The following is a 20727-nucleotide window of genomic DNA, read 5'->3' on the forward strand; positions in this document are numbered from 1 at the left end:
CTCCCCCGAGTCCGCGCCCCACCTCCCGCCGGACACGGTCACCTCGGGCGCCGTACCGGAGGACCTCCCATGTGTCGGGGCGGCCGAGCCGGCCCCAGGGCATCTACTACACTTTGTCGTTGTTGTAGTCCGCCCTGATCACACCCGGTTCGCGAGGTCCCCTCGATGCCCAGTAGCAGCCCAGGTACGCGACGCCGTCGTGCCGTGCCGTCCCTGTCGGCCGCCGCGGTGGCGGCCGTCCTCGTCCTGTCCGGATGCGCCGGGGGGACGGAGATCGAGACCGGGGGCGAGGAGGACCGGTTCATCTCGGGTGACGGCAGCGCCACGGTCTTCGAGGACGGAGAACGCGCGGCGGCGCCGGAGGTGACGGGGACGACCTTCGAGGGCGACGCGTTGTCGTTGTCGGAGTACGAGGGCCGGATCCTGGTGGTGAACGTGTGGGCGAGCTGGTGCGGTCCCTGCCGCGCCGAGCAGCCGGTGCTGGACGAGGTGCACGCCGAGTACGGGGACCTGGGCGTGGACTTCCTGGGCGTGAACATCAAGGACAACGAGACCGCGGCCATCGCCTACACCGAGAACAAGGGTGTGGAGTATCCGAGCCTGTACGACCAGCCGGGGGAGATCCCGCAGGCGTTCCGTGAGACGGTGCCGCCGCGGGCGATCCCGAGCACGCTGCTGATCGACCCCGAGGGGAACATCGCGGCGCGGGTGATCGGTCCGACGACGTACGGCCAGTTGACGGGGTTGCTCGACCCGTTGGTGGTGGAGTTCGACCTGGGTGATCCAGAGGAGCGGACCCGGGTCTCGGAGCTGGAGGGCTACGGAGAGGGAGCCGAGCCCACCGAGGGCGCGGAGCCCTCCGAGGACGCGAGCGCCCCTGGCTCCGACGAGGACGCCCAGGACGGGAACGGCGACTGATGGACGCGATCGGTACCACCGTGATGTCCGGCTCCCTCCTCCTGGCCGCACCCCTGGCCCTGGCCGCCGGACTGGTCTCCTTCCTCTCCCCGTGCGTGCTGCCCCTGGTCCCCGGCTATCTGTCGTACGTGTCCGGGATGAGCGGCTCCCATGTGCGGGAACGTCAGGCGAAGGCCCCCGACCCCGCCTCGGGCGCCGAGGGCACGACCGCCACGAGCACGCTCTCCGACGTCGACGCCGAGCTGGCCGGGCGCCGCTGGACCATGGTCACCGGCAGCGTCCTGTTCATCGCCGGGTTCAGCCTGGTGTTCGTCGCCGTGGGCGGGTTCATCGGCTGGCTCGGTGACCTCCTCATGGACCACACCGATCCGATCACCCGCGTGCTCGGCGCGCTCACGATCCTCCTCGGACTGGCCTTCATGGGCGTGCTGCCCGGGCTGGGGCGGGAGTTCCGCTTCCACCGCCTGCCCCGCGCCGGTCTCGCGGGCGCCCCGCTGCTCGGTGTGCTCTTCGGCCTGGGCTGGACGCCGTGCATCGGCCCGACCCTGGCTGCCGTCCAGACGCTGGCCTTCATCGAGGGCGGGGCCGGGCGCGGCATGCTCCTGTCCCTGGTCTACTGCGTCGGGCTGGGCCTGCCGTTCATCGTGGCGTCGCTGCTCTACCGGCGCGCGCTGAACGCGTTCGGCTGGCTCAAGCGCCACACCCGGACCGTCACCGTGGTCGGCGGTGTCATGCTCGTCCTGGTCGGCCTGGCGATGGTGACGGGTCTGTGGACCCAGATGACCATCGCCATGCAGGGCTGGGCCGCCAACTTCCAGACGGTGATCTGACTTGAGTACGCGTACGTCCGAGAACTCCGAGAACGCCGACCAGGCGGGGGCGCCCGAGGCCGGGAAACCGGGTCCGAAGGGGCTGGGCCCCGTGGGCTGGATCCGGTGGGTGTGGCGCACGCTCACCTCGATGCGCACCGCGCTGATCCTCTTGTTCATGCTGGCCGTGGGGGCGATCCCGGGGTCGATCCTGCCGCAGAACGTGGTGAGCGTCGACGAGGTCGCCACCTACTTCCGTGAGAACCCGGAGCTGGCTCCGTGGCTGGACCGGTTCCACCTGTTCGACGTGTTCTCCTCGCCCTGGTACGCGGCGATCTACCTGCTGTTGTTCGTGTCGCTGGCCGGGTGTGTGATCCCGCGGGCGCTGGTGCACGCCAAGGCGGTACGGGCGCGTCCGGTGGCGACCCCGCGCAACCTGGGGCGGATGCCGTACGTGGCCCGGTTCGGCACCGCGGCCTCGCCGGAGAGCGCCCTGGAACAGGCCCGCAAGGTGCTCAAGGGGTACCGGGTCGAGCGCTACGGTGACTCAGTCTCGGCCGAGACGGGGTACCTGCGCGAGGCGGGCAACGTCCTGTTCCACTTCTCGCTGCTGGCCCTGCTGCTGGCCCTGGCCGCGGGGTCCTTCTTCGGCTACCGGGGCAACATGCTGCTGGTCGAGGGGGACGGGTTCGCGAACACGCTGCCCTCCTACGACGCCATCTATCCGGGGCACTGGACCGACACCGACGCCTTCGAGCCGTTCACGATCCACCTGGACAGCTTCGAGGCCTCCTTCATCGACGACGGGGACCTGCGGGGACAGGCCGAGTCCTACGTGGCGGAGCTGAGCTACACGGAGTCGCCCGGCGCCGAGGAGCGGCAGCACACCCTGGAGGTCAACCACCCGCTGAGCGTGGACGGGGTCCAGGTGTACCTCCTGGGGCACGGGTACGCGCCCCAGTTCGAGGTCCGCAACGGCGACGGGGACCTGGTCTTCGACCAGGCGGTCCCGTTCCTGCACCGCGAGACCATGAGCTACACCTCCGACGGTGTGGTGAAGGTGCCCGACACCGGAGGCGAGGAGCTGGGCTTCGTCGGGGTCTTCCTGCCCACCGCGGCCGAGGACCCCGACGGTGAGCTGGTCTCGTCCTTCCCCGGGGCACAGAACCCGAGGGTGACGCTGGAGGCCTACCAGGGCGACATGGGAATGGTGGATCCGCAGTCGGTCTACCAGCTCCAGACCGCCGGGATGGAACCGCTGGGGGAGTCCCCCGTCATGGCGGTGGGCGACACCTGGGAGCTGCCCGACGAGGCCGGTTCGATCACCTTCACCGGCTACAAGGAGTACGCCACGCTCCAGAGCAACCGGGACGGTGCCCGCCTGCCCGCGCTGGGCGCGGCCACGGCCGCAGTGGCCGGGCTGCTCCTGACCTTGTTCGTCCGTCCCCGCCGTGTGTGGGTGCGCGCGAGCAAGGGGGAGGACGGCACCACCCGCGTGGAGCTGGCCGGGCTCGGCAAGACCGAGGTCGCCGGTGACAACGCCGAGTTCCACGAGATCACCAAACGGCTCGCCGGACGGCTCAGGAGCGAGCCCGACGACGGCCCCCACACCACATCCGACCCGCGAGGGTCGACGACAAGAGGGAGTGACCGGTGACGTACACACTCGCCGGACCGGTGGACGAGACGATGGCGTCGGCCAGTGACACGTTGATCATCGCGATGATCGTGACGTACGCGGCCGCGCTGTTCCTCTTCGCCATCGAGGCCGCCTACGGACAGCGCACCAAGCTCAGGGCCGGACGCCTCATGCCCGTGGGCGCGGGCTCCGTCGAGGGCGCCGACGACGATGACATCGAGGTCAACGTCCGTACGGACGAGGGGGAGGCGCAGGCCTCCCAGAGCGTCCTCGGACTGATCGCGCTGGGCGTGACGGCTCTGGGCTTCGTGCTGGGCCTCGCCCAGATCATCACCCGGGGGCTGGCCGCGGGACGTTGGCCCTGGGGCAACATGTTCGAGTTCGTGGTGGCGATGTGCCTGGTGGCCGTCGGCGCGCTGCTCTACGCCTCCTGGCGCTACCAGGCGCGCTTCCTCGGCGCGTTCGTGCTGGTCCCGGTGCTGATCCTGCTGGGCATCGGTGTGCGGTGGCTGTACGTGGACCCGGGCCCGCTGATCCCGGCGCTGCAGTCCTACTGGGTGCCGATCCACGTCTCCGCGGTGATCGTCGCGGGTGGCGCCTTCATGGTCTCCGGCGCGGCGGGCATCACCTACCTGGTGGCGCACCGGGCCGAGGCGAAGCGGGCCCTGGGTGAGAAGGTGGCGGGCATCTCCGGACGCCTGCCCAGCTCCGACCTGCTCGACCGCATCTCGCACCGGTTCATCCTCTTCGCGTTCCCGCTGTGGACCTTCGGTGTGATCGCCGGTTCCGTGTGGGCGGACGAGGCCTGGGGCCGGTTCTGGGGGTGGGACCCCAAGGAGGTGTGGTCCTTCATCTCCTGGGTGATCTACGCGGCCTACCTGCACGCCCGGGCGACCGGCGGCTGGCGCGGTCCGAAGGCGACCTGGATCAACGTGATCGGCTTCCTCACCGTCATGTTCAACTTCTTCGCCGTGAACTACGTGTTCAGCGGGCTGCACTCCTACGCCTGACCCCGGTCCGGGCAGTGGGACGAAGGTGGGGCCGTACCCGTTCGGGTACGGCCCCACCTGTGTGTTCCGGGTTCCGCGACTGTCGCGCGCGGTGTGGCGTGTGCCAGCTCCTGCGGAGACTCAGTCCTCCGGATCGATCCGACGGTTGAGGTCCTTGAGGAACTCCGGATCGTCGTCGGGACCGAGCGGGTGCGGGCTGTCCGAGGGCTTGGCGAAGTCTGACGGGTCGAGGTCGTCCACGGACCTGGCGGCCTCGGCGGGGGAGGACGCGTTGCCCAGGACGGAGACGGGCTTGGGCGGACGACCGAGGAAGAGCCACAGGATCGAACCCACGGGCATGAACAGGGCGATGACGACCAGCCACAGGACCTTCGGGAGGTTACGGACCTCCTGGGCAGGGGTGGTCAACGCGTCGAAGAACGCGTACACCCATAGAACGATCGACACGAGCGTGATCAGGCCACCGAGCCACACCATGGTTCCAGCCTACTCTCGCTGTCGACCCCTCCCGGCCGGGGACACCGGCCCGGGTACGGGGCAGACCACCGGGGGTCGTCGGGTCCGGGACCGTCGGGGGCGTGCCGAACGTCCTTCAGGTGGTGCTCTCGCTCGGTTCCCCGAGCAGGAGGGCGCGTACCTCGGACTCCCGGAATCGGCGGTGCCCGCCGGGGGTCCGAATACTGCTGATGCGCCCGGAGGCGGCCCAGCGAGTCACGGTCTTGGGATCAACCCGGAAGAGTGAGGCCACTTCCCCGGGGGTCAACAGGCGTTCGCTTGCTCGTTCCACCTTCACATTCCCCCAATCGTGCCCGCCTGGACTGAGGGGGCGGCGGGCGTTTGATCCCCTAGTGTGCACGAGTTGGTCCGTTTCCTCCCTAGTTTTCGGAGAAATTGCGGCGTTCGGGGGAGAAGCGGGGGATATGTGATCGGAACGTGATGTTCAGACCCGGCTGTCGGGATTGCAAACATCCCATGACTATCTGAATCCAGTGCTGACCGCGCGCGGCCTGCGACGGGACACACCCCGCCCTGGTGCGGACCGGCGAAGACACGCCCTTAACCTGGAGGTAAGGCTGCCTGATCCGGGACACCACCCCTTCGACCGCGGTCGCATGACTCGGCCGTCCACGCACCTGATCTGCGTGGATGGGTTCGCTGCCCAATCTAGTGCAGGTAAACGTCTGTTGTGAGGCTTTTTGATGCGTAGCTGGCTGACCTATACCGCCGCCCGCGTGGCGCTGTTCGCGGGCGCCTTCGGCGTCGTCTACCTCTTCGGCGCGCGCTCGTGGATCGCGTTGGTTCTCGCGTGGCTGATCAGTGGCCTCGCTTCCTACGTTCTCCTTTCCAAGTGGCGCGACCAGATGTCGGCCTCGGTCGACGACTGGTCGAAGAAGCGTCAGGAACAGGACAAGGCCGTGGGGGACCGCCTGGAGGGCGGCGCGGCCCGGGAGGACGAGATCCAGGACGAGATCCTGCGCGCCCAGGAGTCCGAGAACACCCAGAAGTGACCGACGGGGCGGTGGTCCGACCGCTCGGACACCACCCCGTGGCCACTCCTCGTCAGGCGCTCACCTGACGCCGGCCCCTCACAGGGCCGGGAACATCCCCAGACGCGCGTGGTACTCGCCCGCCAGCCGATCGGTGTCACTGCCGACGTAGAGGCCGTCGGAGGTCGCGTGCAGCGCCTCCACGCCGTGGCCCCGCGAGCGCCCCGGGTTCCAGGGCAGCGCCCGGCCCGTGTCGGGGTTCACCGCGGCGATGCCCTCGCGGGCGACCGAGCCCGGACCGGGGTTCAGGGCGCCCTTCTCGTTGTCCATCCAGCGCTGGTGGCCGCCCACGTAGACGGCGGACGAGGTGACCTCGACCGAGTACAGGGTGTCCCCGCCGGTCAGGTTGGACCAGGTGGGGTCGGAGTTCGCGGCGTCGGTGTTCTCGAACCGGGCCGTGGACTTGCAGAGGCCGGGCTTCACCTCCGGCCCGCCCCCCGTCACCACGGCGAAGTAGGAGCCGTCCGGGGCGAAGTCCATCTGCCGCATGTAGGTGTGGATGGCCGAGTAGTCGCACTCCGCCTCGTAGGCCGAGGTCGACCAGGTGGTGGGCGCCCCCTTCGCGGTGTCGATCATGGCGATCTGGTACCGGTCCAGGCCGTCGACCTTCGTGAACGTCCCGTTGATGGCGAGCCTGCGGCCGTCCGGGCTCAGGGCCAGCTCCTGCACGCGCAGGACGCCCCGGCGCTGTTCGGAGATGGTCGGGGTGAAGCCCGCGTCCACCCGGCCGGTCGCGGGGTCGATCCGGGCCAGCCCGGTGCGCTCCTGTCCGCTCACTCCGGTGAAGTTGCCGCCGACGTAGACCTGGCGTCCGTCGCTGGCGAGCCGGTACACGCTCCCGTCGTCCAGCTTGGCGCCGAAGCCGGAGACGTTCCGGCCGGTCCTGGCGTCGACGCGCGCGATCCCACGGCTGGCCGAACCGTTGACCCGCTGGAACTGGCCGCCGATGATCAGCGACCCGTTCGGGCCCTCGGCCAGGGTGTTGACGGTGCCGTCCACCTGCGGGGCGAAGCCGGGCAGGAGTTCGCCGGTGCCGTGCCGGAAGGCGAACAGGTTGCGCCGGTTGTGGGTCCGGGCGCCGTCGGCGTCGGACACGCTCTGGAACTCCCCGCCCACCACGACGGTGTCGCCGATCCGGAGGATGTCCTTGACCGTCCCGTCCAGGACGTGCGGGGTCCACTGGACCGGCTGTTCGCTGACCACGCCTTGGTGGGGTGCGGCGAGGGCGGGCGCGGCGGTCGCGACCCCCAGCGGGAACAGCAGTAGCGAGCTCATCGTCAGGGCGACGAACGATCGGGCCGGTTTCACGGGACTCCTCGGGCGCGCGGTGGTGGTTTCGGTTACCACATCATTGCACGGAGTATGCCTTTGACTACGTCAAGTAATCGACCGTCTGCCTGGTCAGTGCCCTTCCGGGCTCCTGTGCGGCCCGGTCCTCCGCGCTGTCCGGCCACCCTTAGGCTGGTGCCATGACCCGCGCGAAGCTCGACAAGAAGCCCCAGGACGTCGCCGCGATGTTCGACGGCATCGCAGAGAACTACGACCTCGTCAACGACGTCATCTCGCTCGGCCAGGACCGCGTCTGGCGACGCGCGGTGGTCGACGCGGTCGACGCCCACAGCGGCGAACTGGTGCTGGACCTGGCCGCGGGTACCGGAACCTCCTCGGAGTCCTTCATCAAGAAGGGCGCCCGCGTGATCGCCTGTGACTTCTCTCTGGGGATGCTCCAGAACGGGGCCCGGCGCCGGGGCGGCGCCTCGCGCGCAGGGGTGACCTTCGTGGCCGGGGACGCGCTCTCGCTGCCCTTCGCCGACGAGACCTTCGACGCGGTGACGATCTCCTTCGGTCTGCGCAACGTCGCCGACGTCGACCAGGCGCTGCGGGAGCTGCGCCGGGTGACCAGGGTCGGCGGCCGGTTGGTCATCTGCGAGTTCAGCCACATCCCGGTGGAGTTCGTGGACAAGCTGTACTCGACCTACCTGATGGCGGCGCTGCCGAAGATCGCCGGCGCGTTCTCCGGGCGCTCCGAGGCCTACGACTACCTTTCGGAGTCGATCATGGCCTGGCCCGACCAGGCGGAGCTGTCGAAGTACCTCCAGGGCGCCGGGTGGTCGCGGGTCGCGTGGCGCAACCTGACGCTGGGCACAGTGGCGCTGCACCGCGGCTTCCGCGAGAAGTAAAAACAGACATAGCACTCACAAGGCGAAAGTCTTCTCTTCTAACTTAAAAAGTACGCAAACCCCAAGGAATGATCTGTTCCTTGGGGTTTTTCTGTTACCCATGGGTCACCAGGTGTTCAGCAGGTGGCGCTAGCTGCGCTTTTGACTGTTTGTGACGGCTTTGGTGGGTGTGTGGAGGCTTGTGGGCTCAATATCCGATTTTCTGAAGAATGCCCCCCGGGGGTCGCCTCCTGGCTCGTGAGGGTCTAGACTGCGGAAAAGTGGCTTGTGAAGTGCTTCACAAGGCCACGAGGCTTATGACACAAGACCCATGTCGGATATGTCGGAAGTCCCCAAACAACCCATTGCACCCCCCGTGAGCGGGTCGAACCCGCACTGACCCGCCACGGTGTACTGCGCGAGTAGTCGAGGACACATCCGTGAGCGAGACAGCCACCTCCTCTCCCAGAGGCCGGGAACGGATCGAGTACGACGCCGACGTCATCGTCGTCGGCGCTGGCCCTTCTGGCTCCACCACCGCCTACTACCTGGCCCAGGCCGGGCTTGACGTCCTGCTCCTGGAGAAGACCTCCTTCCCCAGGGAGAAGGTCTGCGGCGACGGCCTCACCCCGAGGGCGGTGAAACAGCTCACCTCCATGGGGATCACCTTCGAGGACGAGGGGTGGATCAAGAACCACGGCCTGCGCATCGTCGGGGCCGGCGTGCGTCTCGAACTGCCCTGGCCCGACCTCGGTTCCTATCCGGGCTTCGGCCTCGTGCGCACGCGCCTCGACTTCGACCAGATCCTGGTCAACCGGGCCGTGTCCGCCGGTGCCAAGCTCCTGGAACGCACCAACGTCACCGGGCCGCTCATGGACGAGCGCAGCAACCGGATCGTCGGAGTGCACGCCAAGAACGCCGACCGCGAACCCGTGACCTTCCGGGCGCCGCTGGTCGTGGCCGCCGACGGCAACTCCTCCCGGCTCTCCGTCGCCATGGGCATCCGCAAGCGCGACGACCGGCCCCTGGGCGTGGCCGTGCGCACCTACTTCGAGAGCCCCCGCCACGAGGACGACTACCTGGAGTCCTGGCTGGAGCTGTGGGACCGCAGCGGGGACAAGGACGTCCTCCTGCCCGGCTACGGGTGGGTGTTCGGTGTCGGCGACGGCACCAGCAACGTCGGCCTCGGCATCCTCAACTCCACGTCCGCCTTCCAGGACGTGGACTACCGCAAGCTCCTGCGCCGGTGGACCGAGTCCATGCCCGAGGAGTGGGGCTTCACCGAGGAGAACCAGAAGGGCAAGATCCTCGGCGCCGCGCTGCCGATGGGCTTCAACCGGGTCCCGCACTACGCGCGCGGCCTGCTGCTGGTCGGCGACGCGGGCGGCATGGTCAACCCCTTCAACGGTGAGGGCATCGCCTACGCCATGGAGGCCGGGCAGATCGCCGCCGACGTGATCGTGCAGGCGCACGGCCGTCCGACCCAGCAGACGCGCGAACGCGCCCTGCTGCGGTACCCGGAGGTCCTCGCCGACACCTACGGCGGCTACTACACGCTGGGCCGCTACTTCGTGAAGGTCATCGGCCAGCCCGAGTTCATGAAGTACGCGACCAAGTACGGACTGCGTCAGCGCACGCTCATGAAGTTCGTGCTGAAGATGCTCGCCAACCTCACGGAGCCGAGCAAGGGCGACGCCATGGACCGGGTCATCAATGGCCTGTCCAGGATGGCGCCCGCCGCCTAGCGGGCGAGGGCGCGCACACGCACGGCCGGACCGCCGTTTCTCCGCGGTCCGGCCACACCACAAGACATTTCGGGAAGAGCCGAGAGAAGCACGTGAAAACGTTCACAAGTCAGCCGGTCGCGCGCTCCGACCAGCCATTCAGTGGAGGAGGGTGAGCCGTGGAGCTGTACACACCGATATTCGTGCTCGGTGGGATCGGCGCCGCTTTCGTCGTCCTGTCGATGGTCGCCGGTGCGGTCATGGGACCCAAGCGGTACAACCGGGCCAAGATGCAGGCGTACGAGTGCGGAATCGAACCGACCCCGCAGCCCGCGGGCGGTGGCCGCTTCACCGTCAAGTACTACATGACGGCGATGATGTTCATCGTCTTCGACATCGAGATCATCTTCCTCATCCCGTGGGCCGTGCACTTCGACGCCCTCGGCTGGTTCGGCGTCATCGCGATCATCCTCTTCCTCGTGAACGTCTCCATCGCCTACGCCTACGAGTGGCGCCGCGGAGGCCTCGAATGGGACTGATCCAGCTGACCCCCCAAGCCCCCGAACACACCCAGCCGCCCACCCCCGAGGAGGTCCGCAGCTGATGGGTATCGAAGAGAAGCTGCCAGCCGGAGTCGCGCTCACCACGGTCGAACAGGTCGTCGGCCTGGCCCGCAAGTCGTCCATGTGGCCCGCCACGTTCGGGCTGGCCTGCTGCGCCATCGAGATGATGGCGGTCGGCGGCCCCCACTACGACCTCGCCCGGTTCGGCATGGAGAAGTTCGGCGCCACCCCGCGCCAGGCCGACCTCATGGTCGTGGCCGGACGGGTCAGCCAGAAGATGGCCCCGGTCCTGCGCCAGATCTACGACCAGATGCCCGAACCCAAGTGGGTCATCGCGATGGGCGTCTGCGCCTCCAGCGGCGGCATGTTCAACAACTACGCGATCGTCCAGGGCGTGGACCACATCGTCCCGGTCGACATCTACCTGCCGGGCTGTCCGCCCAGGCCGGAGATGTTCCTGGACGCCGTGCTCAAGCTCCACGACAAGGTGCAGAACACCAAGCTCGGTGCCCACCGCGAGCAGGAGATCACCGAGACCGAGGAGCGCCTGCTCCGCCGTTCGCTGCCCCTGGTGACCAAGGACTGACATGAGCAACGAGAACGAGCGCGACGAGGCGGCGGAGAACCTCCCCGACCAGCTCGGTCGCGAGCGCTTGGCCGCACCGGTCAGGCGCACCGGCATGTTCGGCGCCCAGACCTCGGGCGACACCTCCGGATTCGGTGGCCTCCAGGTGCGGGGGAGCGCTCCCGCCCAGAGCCAGCGCCCCTTCACGGACCCCGACGACCCGCGCACCGCCGACTTCGACAGGGTCGCCGACGACCTCGAGGCGGCTCTCACCGCGATCGGCCGCGAGGCCGAGGTCGAACGGGTGGAGGTCGACCGTGGTGAGATCACCTTCCACGTGCGCCGCGAGGCCCTGCTGGAGCTGGTCCGCGTCCTGCGCGACGACCCCGCGCTCCGGTACGAGCTGTGCACGGGCGTGGTCGGCGTCCACTACCTGGAGGACGCCGGACGCGAGCTGCACGCGGTGTACCACTTCCGGTCGATCACCCACAACAGCGTGATCCGGGTCGAGACCACCTGCCCCGACGCGGACCCGCACATCCCCTCGATCGTGTCGGCCTACCCGACCAACGACTGGCACGAGCGCGAAGCCTGGGACTTCTTCGGGATCGTCTTCGACGGCCACCCGTCGCTGACCCGCATCCAGATGCCCGACGACTGGCACGGCCACCCCCAGCGCAAGGACTACCCGCTGGGCGGCATCCCGGTCGAGTACCGGGGCGCCACGGTGCCCCCGCCGGACGAGCGGCGGTCCTACACGTGATCCGCGCGGCCACCACACCAGCCACACGAAGGCCCCTCCAGAAGGGAGGCACGGCATGACCGTCACCGAGGACTACATCGACGCCTCCGGTGGGGACTGGGACGACGTCATCGAGAAGGCCCAGGGCACCAGCGCCGAACGCCTTGTCGTCAACATGGGCCCCCAGCACCCCTCCACCCACGGCGTGCTCCGCCTGATCCTCACGCTCGACGGCGAGACCTGTACCGAGGCCCGCGTGGGCATCGGCTACCTGCACACCGGCATCGAGAAGAACATGGAGTACCGGACGTGGACGCAGGGCACCACGTTCGTGACCCGCATGGACTACCTCACGCCGCTCTTCAACGAGACGGCGTACTGCCTGGCGGTCGAGAAGCTGCTCGACATCACCGACCGCGTGCCCGAGCGCGCCAGCGTCATCCGCGTGATGCTCATGGAGCTCAACCGGATGGCCTCGCACTTCGTGGCCATGGCGACGTTCGGCATGGAGCTGGGCGCCACCACGGTGATGACCAACGGCTTCCGTGAGCGCGAGATGATCCTGGACATCTTCGAGCTCGTCACGGGCCTGAGGATGAACCACGCCTACATCCGGCCCGGCGGGGTGGCGCAGGACCTGCCGCCCGGCGCCGTGGGCAAGATCCGTGAGCTGCTCAAGGAGATGCCCGAGCGCATCGGGACCATGCGCAAGCTCCTGGACGAGAACCCCGTCTACCTGGCCCGCACCAAGGACGTCGCGTACCTCAACCTGCCCGGTTGCATGGCGCTCGGCATCACCGGGCCGCTCGTGCGCGCCTCGGGCCTGGCCTGGGACCTGCGCAAGGCCAAGCCCTACTGCGGCTACGAGGACTACGAGTTCGACGTCCCGGTCTCCGACGGCGGTGACGTGTACGCCCGCTACCGGGTGCGCATCGCCGAGATGGAGGAGAGCCTCAAGATCGTCGAGCAGTGCCTGGACAAGCTCCAGCCCGGCCCGGTGATGATCGAGGACGCCAAGATCGGCTGGCCCGCCAAGCTGGCGCTCGGCCCGGACGGCATGGGCAACTCGCCGGACCACATCGCGCACATCATGAGCGGCTCGATGGAGGCGCTGATCCACCACTTCAAGCTGGTCACCGAGGGCTTCCGGGTCCCCGCGGGCCAGGCCTACGTGGCGGTGGAGAGCGCCAAGGGCGAGCTCGGCTGCCACGCGGTCAGCGACGGGGGCACCCGCCCCTACCGCGTGCACTTCCGCGACCCGTCCTTCACCCACCTCCAGGCCGTCGCCGCCATGTGCGAGGGCGGGACGGTGGCGGACGTCATCGCGGCCGTGGCCAGTATCGACCCGGTGATGGGAGGCGTGGACCGGTGAGCGAGACCAACGAGAACACACCCGTGGAGACCCCCGGGGTCTTCACCGACGAGGTCGTGGCGCGTCTGGAGCAGGACGCCAAGGAGATCATCAGCCGTTACCCGAAGCCGCGTTCGTCGCTGCTCCCGCTCCTGCACCTGGTGCAGGCCGAGGAGGGGCACGTCAGCGCGGAGGGCATGCGGTTCTGCGCCGACCAGCTGGACATCACGCTCGCCGAGGTCAGGGCGGTCGCCACGTTCTACACCATGTACCGCCGCGAACCCGGCGGCGACTACCAGGTGGGCGTGTGCACCAACACCCTGTGCGCGGTGATGGGCGGCGACGAGATCTTCTCCGCCCTCAAGGAGCACCTGGACGTGGCCAACGCGGAGACCACCGGGGACGGGAAGGTCACCCTGGAGCACGTCGAGTGCAACGCCGCCTGCGACTTCGCGCCGGTCGTGATGGTCAACTGGGAGTTCTTCGACAACCAGACCCCGGCCACCGCCAAGCAGCTGGTGGACGACCTGCGTCTGGGCAAGGACGTGGCCCCCACGCGTGGCCCCGCCAGCCTGTGCACCTGGAAGCAGGCCTCGCGCGTGCTCGCCGGGTTCGACGACGGCCGCGCGGGCGAGGGCGTGCAGGCGGCCGGCCCGTCACTGGCCGGACTCCGGATCGCGGAGCGCAACGGCTGGACCGCGCCCGACCCGAACAACCTCCCCACCCGCCCCGACCAGGGTGAGGAGGGCGCCAAGTGACCACCCTGACCCCGATCCTGTCCCAGAACTGGGACCGGCCCGACTCCTTCACGATCGACGGCTACCGGGCCACCGGCGGCTACGAGGCACTGCGGAAGTCGCTGACCATGGAGCCCGACTCCATCGTGGACCTGGTCAAGCAGTCCGGTCTGCGCGGCCGCGGCGGCGCGGGCTTCCCCACCGGGATGAAGTGGGGGTTCCTGCCCAAGGACAACCCCAACCCGCGCTACCTCGTCGTCAACGCCGACGAGTCCGAGCCGGGCACCTGCAAGGACATCCCGCTCATGCTCGCCAACCCCCACGTGCTGGTGGAGGGGGTGGCGATCGCCTCGTACGCGATCAAGTCCAACCAGGCCTTCATCTACGTGCGCGGCGAGGTCGTCCACGTCATCCGCCGCCTGCGCCAGGCGGTGGCCGACGCCTACGCCGCCGGGCTGCTCGGCAAGGACATCCTCGGTAGCGGCTTCGACCTCGACGTCGTCGTGCACGCCGGGGCGGGCGCCTACATCTGCGGTGAGGAGACCGCCCTCCTGGACTCCCTGGAGGGCTACCGGGGCCAGCCCCGCCTCAAGCCGCCGTTCCCCGCGGTGGCCGGGCTCTACGCCTCGCCCACCGTGGTGAACAACGTCGAGTCCATCGCCAGCGTCCCCGGGATCGTCGCCAACGGCGCCGAGTGGTTCACGTCCATGGGCACCGAGAAGTCCGCCGGGTTCGGCTTCTTCTCCCTGTCCGGGCACGTCACCAACCCCGGCCAGTACGAGGCCCCGCTCGGGATCACCCTGCGCGAGCTCCTGGACATGGCGGGCGGTGTCCGCGAGGGACACCGGCTCAAGTTCTGGACGCCGGGCGGCTCCTCCACGCCGATCTTCACCGAGGAGCACCTGGACACCCCGCTCGACTTCGAGTCGGTGGGCGCCGCCGGGTCCATGCTCGGCACCCGTGCCCTCCAGATCTTCGACGAGACCACCTGCGTGGTCCGCGCCGTCGGCCGCTGGATCGCCTTCTACGCCCACGAGTCCTGCGGCAAGTGCACGCCCTGCCGCGAGGGCAACTTCTGGATGGTCCAGGTCCTGGACCGCCTGGAGCGGGGCGAGGGCACCGAGGCCGACATCGACAAGCTGCTCCAGATCTGCGACAACCTGCTCGGCCGCTCCTTCTGCGCGCTGGGCGACGGAGCCACCAGCCCCGTCATGTCGTCGATCAAGCACTTCCGCCAGGAGTACGTCGACCACTTCGAGAAGGGCGGCTGCCCCTTCGACCACTCCAGGTCCACCCTCTGGGCGGACCGGCCGACCACGGAAGAGGGAGGGAACCGGTGACCGTCACCTCCAACACCTCAGGCGGGTCCTCGCCCGCCCCGCCCCCGGAGGACCTGATCACCGTCACCATCGACGGTTTCCAGATCAGGGTTCCCAAGGGCACCCTGCTGATCCGGGCCGCCGAGCTGCTCGGCATCCAGATCCCCCGGTTCTGCGACCACCCGCTGCTCGACCCGGTCGGGGCCTGCCGCCAGTGCCTGGTGGAGATCCCCGACATGGGCAACGGGCGCGGGATGCCCAAGCCGCAGGCCTCCTGCACCATCACCGTCATGGAGGGGATGGTGATCAACACCCACCTCACCTCCGAGGTGGCGGAGCGGGCCCAGCGCGGGATCATGGAGTTCCTCCTGATCAACCACCCGCTGGACTGCCCGGTCTGTGACAAGGGCGGCGAGTGCCCCCTCCAGAACCAGGCCATGTCCACGGGCCAGGGGGAGAGCGAGTTCGTCGACGTCAAGCGGACCTTCCCCAAGCCGATCGCGCTCTCCACCGGGGTGCTGCTGGACCGCGAACGCTGCATCCAGTGCGCCCGCTGCACCCGCTTTGCGGCGCAGATCGCGGGCGACCCGCTCATCGAGCTGATGGAGCGCGGCGCCAAGGAGCAGGTCGGCATCGCCGAGGGGGAGGCCTTCGACTCCTACTTCTCCGGCAACACCGTGCAGATCTGCCCGGTGGGCGCGCTCACCGGATCGGCCTACCGGTTCCGGTCCCGCCCATTCGACCTGGTCTCCACACCGAGCGTGTGCGAGCACTGCGCGGGCGGTTGCGCCCAGCGCACCGACCACCGGCGGGGCAAGGTCACCCGGCGGCTGGCCGGGGACGACCCGCAGGTCAACGAGGAGTGGAACTGCGACAAGGGCCGGTGGGCGTTCACCTACGCCACCCGGTCCGACCGCCTCTCCCGCCCCCTGGTCCGAGACGAGGACTCCCGGGCCCTGGAGTTCGCCTCCTGGCCCGAGGCGATCAGCCTCGCCGCGCAGGGGCTGGGCGCCGCGCGCGGCAACGTGGGGGTCCTGGTCGGCGGCCGCCTGACCTACGAGGACGCCTACGCCTACGCCAAGTTCGCGCGCGTGGCCCTGGGCACCAACGACGTGGACGCCCGCGCCCGCGAGCACTCCGCCGAGGAGTCCGCCTTCCTCGCCGCCCACGTGGCGGGGACCCCGGTGGGCGTGGACTTCACCGCCCTGGAGAAGGCGCCCGCCGTCCTGCTGGCCGGGTTCGAGCCGGAGGACGAGTCGCCCTCCACCTTCCTGCGCCTGCGCAAGGGGTCGCGCAAGCGGGGGCTGAAGGTCTACTCGATCGCCTCCCACGCCAGCCTCGGTCTCACCAAGACCTCCGGCACCCTGGTCCGGAGCGTCCCCGGCGACGAGGCCCGCGTCCTCAACGCCCTGGACGCCGACCACCCCGAGGTGGTCGAGGCGATCGGCCAGGAGGGCTCCGTCATCCTGGTCGGTGAGCGGCTCGCCGCCGTCCCCGGCGCCCTGACCGCCGTCTCCGCGCTGGCCGAACGCACCGGAGCCCGGCTCGCCTGGGTTCCGCGTCGCGCCGGTGAGCGGGGCGCGATCGACGCCGGCGCGCTTCCGGGGCTGCTGCCCGGGGGCCGTCCGGTCGCCGACGACTCGGCCCGCGCCGAGGTGGCCCGCGTGTGGAACGTCGGCGCGCTGCCCGGGACCCCCGGCCGCGACACCGACGCGATCATCGCGGCGGCCGCGTCCGGTGAGCTGGACGCCCTGGTCATCGCCGGGGTCGAGCTGGACGACCTGCCCGACCCGGACGCCGCCCGCGAGGCCCTGGCGAGGGTGCCGTTCGTGGTCAGCCTCGAACTGCGCGCCAGCGACGTCACCGACCGCGCCGACGTGGTGCTGCCGGTGGCCGCCGTCGCGGAGAAGTCCGGGACCTTCGTCAACTGGGAGGGCCGCCACCGGCCCTTCGGTGACGCGCTCAAGGTGCCCGGTGCCCTCTCCGACCTGCGGGTACTGTCCGCGATCGCCAACGAGATGGACGTCCACCTGGGCCTGCCGGACGCCGCCAGCGCCTACGACGAACTCCTGGAGCTGGGCATGTGGGTGGGTGACCGGCCCGCCGGACCCTCCGTGCGTCCGGCCGAGCTGCCCGCGCCCGCCCCGGGCCAGGCCCTGCTGTCCACGTGGCGGCAGCTCCTGGGCACCGGCCGGATGGAGGACGGCGAGCCCTACCTCGCCGGGACCGCCCGCCAGCCGCGCGCCTACCTGTCCAAGGCCACGGCCGACGAGGTCGGGGTCCCCGACGGCGGTTCGCTCCGCGTCACGGGGGAGCGGGGTTCGGTGACCGTCCCCGTGGTCGTCACCGACATCGCCGACCGGGTCGTCTGGCTCCCGGCCAACGCCCACGGCTGCGACATCCGCCGTGACCTGGGCGGCACCGCCGGGCAGACGGTCATCCTGGCCGCGCCCACCACCAACGGGAGGCAGCAGTGACCCCCGCCGCTCTCGATCCGCGCGCGGCCGTACTGGCCTCGGAGAGCACCCTGAGCGCCTTCGGGAACGACCCGTGGTGGATCACCACCATCAAGGCGCTCGCGATCTTCGTCTTCCTGATGATCTGCGTGCTCATGATGATCATGGCCGACCGCAAGGTCATGGGCCGGATGCAGCAGCGCCACGGACCCAACCGGATGGGCCCCTTCGGCCTCCTCCAGTCCCTGTTCGACGGCATCAAGCTCTCCCTCAAGGAGGACCTGATCCCGCGCGGGGTGGACCGGTTCGTCTACATCGCGGCGCCGATGATCGCGGCGATCCCCGCGTTCCTCGCCTTCTCGGTCATCCCGATCGGGCCCGAGGTGAACATGTTCGGGGTCATGACCCCGCTCCAGCTCACCGACCTGCCGATCGCGGCGCTGCTGGTCCTGGCCACCGCGGCGCTCGGCGTCTACGGGTTCGTGCTCGGCGGCTGGGCCTCCCAGTCGCCGTACGCCCTGCTCGGCGGCCTGCGCGCCTCCGCGCAGGTGATCAGTTACGAGATCGCGATGGGCCTGTCCTTCGTCGCGGTCTTCATCATGGCGGGCACGCTCACCACCTCCGGCATCGTCGCGGCCCAGGAGAACCTGTGGTTCGCGGTGCTGCTCCTGCCCTCCTTCCTCATCTACATCGTCACGATGGTCGGCGAGACCAACCGGCTCCCGTTCGACCTGGCGGAGGGGGAGGGCGAGATCGTCGGCGGCTTCATGACCGAGTACGGGTCGATGAAGTTCACGATGTTCTTCCTCGCGGAGTACGTGAACATGTGCACCGTCGCGGCCGTGTCCGTGACGCTCTTCCTCGGCGGCTGGTACGCCCCGCCCGGGGTCACCGCGATCCTCCCGGGCGCCAACGAGGGCTGGTGGCCCGCCCTGTGGTGGCTGCTCAAGTTCGTCGCCGTCATGTTCCTGTTCATCTGGGCCCGGGGCAGCCTCCCGCGCGTCCGGTACGACCAGCTCATGAAGCTCGGCTGGAAGGTGCTCATCCCGATCCAGCTCGTGTGGATCACCGGTGTGGCCGTCGTCCGCATGCTCGTCCTCGACGAGGCGCACCCGCTGGTCATCGCCGGTGTGGTCGCGGCCTTCACCATCGCCACCGTCGCGGCCATCGCCGCCTGGGTCCGCTTCGTGCGCCGCGAGCGCGCGGAGGAGGCCCGCCAGCGCGCCGAGAACGCGCGCCGCGCCCACAAGGAACCCTCCTTCGGCGGGTTCCCGGTGCCCCCGAGCACCGCCGCCCACTACGGCAGCAGCGTGCTCGCCGAACCGTCGCGGACGGCCTCGGCCGCCACCGCCGAACGCAACGAGAAGAAGGGGGAGGTTACCGGTGCTTGAGTGGCTCAACCCCGTCAAGGGTTTCGGTGTCACCTTCCACACGATGTTCAAGAAGGTGCCCACCGTCGAGTACCCGGAGGTCAAGCGCCCCACGGCGCCGCGCTTCCACGGTAGGCACCAGCTGAACCGGTGGGCCGACGGCCTGGAGAAGTGCATCGGGTGCGAACTCTGCGCCTGGGCCTGCCCGGCCGACGCCATCTACGTGGAGGCGGGAGACAACACCGACGACGACCGGTACTCGCCCGGTGAGCGGTACGGACGCGTCTACCAGATCAACTACCTGCGGTGCATCCTGTGCGGTCTGTGCGTGGAGGCCTGCCCCACCCGGGCGCTCACCATGACCAACGAGTACGAGCTGGCCGACGACAGCAGGCAGAGCCTGATCTGGACCAAGGAGCAGCTGCTCGCCCCGCTGCGCGAGGGCATGGAGCAGCCGCCCCACCCGATGCGCCTCGGGGACAGCGACCTCGACTACTACGCCACCGGGCGCGGTGAGCACGGAACCCAGGACCGGCCGGAGAACACGGGGGCGGTCAGTTGATCCCGCTCACCCCCGCCTCCCCCGCGCAGCACCTCGCCGCGGCGGCGCCCATCGGCTCCGGTGAGGCCACGGTCTTCTGGGTCCTGGGCACGATCGTCGTGCTCGGCGCCCTGGGCGTGGTCTTCTCCCGCAAGGCCGTGCACTCGGCCATGTCGATGGCGCTGGCCATGGTCGGACTGGCGATCTTCTACGGCATCAACGAGGCGCCGTTCCTGATGGTCGTCCAGATCGTCGTCTACACCGGCGCCGTCCTGATGCTGTTCCTGTTCGTCCTGATGCTCGTGGGCGTCAGCTCCGCGGACTCCCTCGTGGAGACCCTGCGCGGACAGCGGCTCATGACCGCGATCGTGGCGATCTGCTTCGTCGGCGCCCTGACCACGGGGATCACCCGGATCGCCGTGGGCGACCCGGCCGGGATCGCCGCCGCGGCCACACCGGTCGGCGGCACCATCCCGTGGATCGCCAGCGAACTCCTGCTGCGCTACGTGGTGGCCTTCGAGGCCACCGCCGCGCTGCTCGTGACCTCGGTGCTCGGCGCCATGGTGCTCGCGCACACCGCCCGCACGGGCAGGCGCCGCACCCAGCGGGAGATCTCCGAGGACCGCATCAGGGGCGACCACCCGACCCCGCTGCCCGGACCCGGCACCTACGCCCGGCACAACGCGATCGACATGCCCGCGCTGCTGCCCGACGGCTCGGTCTCGAAGCTCTCGCTCAACCCCGTCCTGGCCGCCCGCGACCCCGAGTACCAGTCGGGGGTGCCGATGGAGGTCCAGACTGGGCGGTCCGCACTCCCCGGAGGGGCGTCGGACTCGACCGACTCCAAGGAGGGCGGGCTCACCGCCGACCAGGAGGACGGCCCCGCCGACGATGGTGACAGCGGCTCGTCCGCCACCACCGACGGCGAAGAGAACGGCAACGGAAACGGACAGGAGGTCGAGTCCTCGTGGACCCGATGAACTACATCGTCCTCGCGGCGCTTCTGTTCACCATCGGCGCGGTCGGCGTCCTCGTCCGGCGCAACGCGATCATCGTCTTCATGTGCGTGGAGCTCATGCTCAACGCCTGCAACCTGGCGTTCGTCGCGTTCGCCCGGATGCACGGTGACATCGAGGGGCAGGTCGTCGCCTTCTTCGTGATGGTCGTGGCCGCCGCCGAGGTGGTCGTGGGCCTCGCGATCATCATGCAGATCTTCCGAACCCGCAGGTCCGCGTCGCTCGATGACGCGAACCTGCTCAAGCACTAGAAGGCGACGT

At 69.5% G+C, this 20727-nt stretch carries 21 protein-coding genes; 18 read left to right on the forward strand and 3 right to left on the reverse strand.

Translation table 11 applies throughout. The annotated features are described in order from the left end of the window. The first annotated feature begins 165 nt into the window (after positions 1–165). The 4 genes from KBX21_RS03315 to ccsB are packed head-to-tail and all read left to right on the forward strand — an operon-like array spanning position 166 to position 4376. Complete coding sequence (locus KBX21_RS03315) at positions 166–918, forward strand: TlpA disulfide reductase family protein (protein ID WP_247665133.1); 753 nt, start codon at positions 166–168, stop codon at positions 916–918. Next, positions 918–1748 carry a cytochrome c biogenesis CcdA family protein gene (locus KBX21_RS03320; protein WP_210840956.1) on the forward strand — a complete coding sequence of 277 codons (831 nt, stop codon included), beginning with the start codon at positions 918–920 and terminating at the stop codon, positions 1746–1748. Before KBX21_RS03315 ends, KBX21_RS03320 begins: the two co-directional genes overlap by 1 nt. Before the next feature lies 1 nt (position 1749). Further along, positions 1750–3384: a cytochrome c biogenesis protein ResB gene (locus tag KBX21_RS03325; RefSeq protein WP_210840957.1), complete on the forward strand. Its 1635-nt coding sequence runs from the start codon at positions 1750–1752 to the stop codon at positions 3382–3384. Beyond that, positions 3381–4376, forward strand: a complete 996-nt coding sequence (gene ccsB, locus KBX21_RS03330) for a c-type cytochrome biogenesis protein CcsB (RefSeq protein WP_210840958.1) — start codon at positions 3381–3383, stop codon at positions 4374–4376. The genes KBX21_RS03325 and ccsB overlap by 4 nt, the downstream gene beginning before the upstream one ends. A gap of 120 nt (positions 4377–4496) precedes the next feature. Here the strand turns inward: ccsB and KBX21_RS03335 are convergent, their stop codons facing one another. After that, the gene (locus tag KBX21_RS03335) at positions 4497–4853 is read right to left on the reverse strand and encodes a PLD nuclease N-terminal domain-containing protein (protein ID WP_049575009.1); all 357 of its coding nucleotides are present in this window, start codon (positions 4851–4853) and stop codon (positions 4497–4499) included. A gap of 115 nt (positions 4854–4968) precedes the next feature. Then, the gene (locus KBX21_RS03340) at positions 4969–5169 is read right to left on the reverse strand and encodes a BldC family transcriptional regulator (protein ID WP_026116196.1); all 201 of its coding nucleotides are present in this window, start codon (positions 5167–5169) and stop codon (positions 4969–4971) included. Between the two features lie 406 nt (positions 5170–5575). On the opposite strand from KBX21_RS03340, the gene KBX21_RS03345 reads away from it, so the two are divergent. Then, positions 5576–5884, forward strand: a complete 309-nt coding sequence (locus KBX21_RS03345) for a DUF4229 domain-containing protein (protein ID WP_049575005.1) — start codon at positions 5576–5578, stop codon at positions 5882–5884. A gap of 78 nt (positions 5885–5962) precedes the next feature. Here KBX21_RS03345 and KBX21_RS03350 read toward each other — a convergent pair whose 3' ends face one another. Next, a complete protein-coding gene (locus KBX21_RS03350; RefSeq protein WP_049575000.1) occupies positions 5963–7231 on the reverse strand; it encodes a delta-60 repeat domain-containing protein in 1269 nt (422 codons plus the stop codon). A gap of 161 nt (positions 7232–7392) precedes the next feature. Here KBX21_RS03350 and KBX21_RS03355 point away from each other — a divergent pair, with 161 nt between their 5' ends. The 13 genes from KBX21_RS03355 to nuoK all read left to right on the forward strand — a co-directional run bounded on the left by KBX21_RS03355 (position 7393) and on the right by nuoK (position 20717). After that, entirely contained in the window at positions 7393–8103 is a 711-nt protein-coding gene (locus tag KBX21_RS03355) for a demethylmenaquinone methyltransferase (protein ID WP_049574996.1), read from the forward strand. 419 nt (positions 8104–8522) lie between these two features. Next, positions 8523–9827, forward strand: coding sequence for a geranylgeranyl reductase family protein (locus tag KBX21_RS03360; RefSeq protein ID WP_017543080.1), 1305 nt, complete (start codon positions 8523–8525; stop codon positions 9825–9827). Between the two features lie 158 nt (positions 9828–9985). Then, positions 9986–10345, forward strand: a complete 360-nt coding sequence (locus KBX21_RS03365; protein ID WP_017543079.1) for an NADH-quinone oxidoreductase subunit A — start codon at positions 9986–9988, stop codon at positions 10343–10345. Between the two features lie 64 nt (positions 10346–10409). Next, positions 10410–10955 carry an NADH-quinone oxidoreductase subunit B family protein gene (locus KBX21_RS03370; RefSeq protein ID WP_017543078.1) on the forward strand — a complete coding sequence of 182 codons (546 nt, stop codon included), beginning with the start codon at positions 10410–10412 and terminating at the stop codon, positions 10953–10955. 1 nt (position 10956) lies between these two features. Further along, positions 10957–11697, forward strand: a complete 741-nt coding sequence (locus KBX21_RS03375) for an NADH-quinone oxidoreductase subunit C (protein WP_049574991.1) — start codon at positions 10957–10959, stop codon at positions 11695–11697. Positions 11698–11752: 55 nt separating this feature from the next. Then, positions 11753–13048, forward strand: a complete 1296-nt coding sequence (locus KBX21_RS03380) for an NADH-quinone oxidoreductase subunit D (RefSeq protein WP_049574988.1) — start codon at positions 11753–11755, stop codon at positions 13046–13048. Continuing rightward, positions 13045–13785 (forward strand): NADH-quinone oxidoreductase subunit NuoE, encoded by a 741-nt coding sequence (gene nuoE, locus KBX21_RS03385; protein WP_017543075.1) that lies wholly within the window; start codon positions 13045–13047, stop codon positions 13783–13785. Before KBX21_RS03380 ends, nuoE begins: the two co-directional genes overlap by 4 nt. Next, complete coding sequence (nuoF, locus tag KBX21_RS03390; protein ID WP_017543074.1) at positions 13782–15104, forward strand: NADH-quinone oxidoreductase subunit NuoF; 1323 nt, start codon at positions 13782–13784, stop codon at positions 15102–15104. The genes nuoE and nuoF overlap by 4 nt, the downstream gene beginning before the upstream one ends. Then, the gene (locus KBX21_RS03395; RefSeq protein ID WP_210840959.1) at positions 15101–17560 is read left to right on the forward strand and encodes an NADH-quinone oxidoreductase subunit G; all 2460 of its coding nucleotides are present in this window, start codon (positions 15101–15103) and stop codon (positions 17558–17560) included. Before nuoF ends, KBX21_RS03395 begins: the two co-directional genes overlap by 4 nt. Next, positions 17557–18930 (forward strand): NADH-quinone oxidoreductase subunit NuoH, encoded by a 1374-nt coding sequence (nuoH, locus tag KBX21_RS03400; RefSeq protein WP_049574979.1) that lies wholly within the window; start codon positions 17557–17559, stop codon positions 18928–18930. The genes KBX21_RS03395 and nuoH overlap by 4 nt, the downstream gene beginning before the upstream one ends. Further along, positions 18923–19471, forward strand: a complete 549-nt coding sequence (gene nuoI / locus KBX21_RS03405) for an NADH-quinone oxidoreductase subunit NuoI (RefSeq protein ID WP_049574967.1) — start codon at positions 18923–18925, stop codon at positions 19469–19471. Before nuoH ends, nuoI begins: the two co-directional genes overlap by 8 nt. Beyond that, on the forward strand, positions 19468–20430 hold the full coding sequence (locus KBX21_RS03410) for an NADH-quinone oxidoreductase subunit J (protein WP_049574964.1): 963 nt from the start codon (positions 19468–19470) through the stop codon (positions 20428–20430). The genes nuoI and KBX21_RS03410 overlap by 4 nt, the downstream gene beginning before the upstream one ends. After that, on the forward strand, positions 20418–20717 hold the full coding sequence (gene nuoK, locus KBX21_RS03415; protein WP_017543069.1) for an NADH-quinone oxidoreductase subunit NuoK: 300 nt from the start codon (positions 20418–20420) through the stop codon (positions 20715–20717). Before KBX21_RS03410 ends, nuoK begins: the two co-directional genes overlap by 13 nt. Positions 20718–20727 lie beyond the last annotated feature (10 nt).

The sequence above is a fragment of the Nocardiopsis sp. B62 genome, assembly GCF_018070675.1.
Taxonomy (GTDB): domain Bacteria; phylum Actinomycetota; class Actinomycetes; order Streptosporangiales; family Streptosporangiaceae; genus Nocardiopsis; species Nocardiopsis prasina.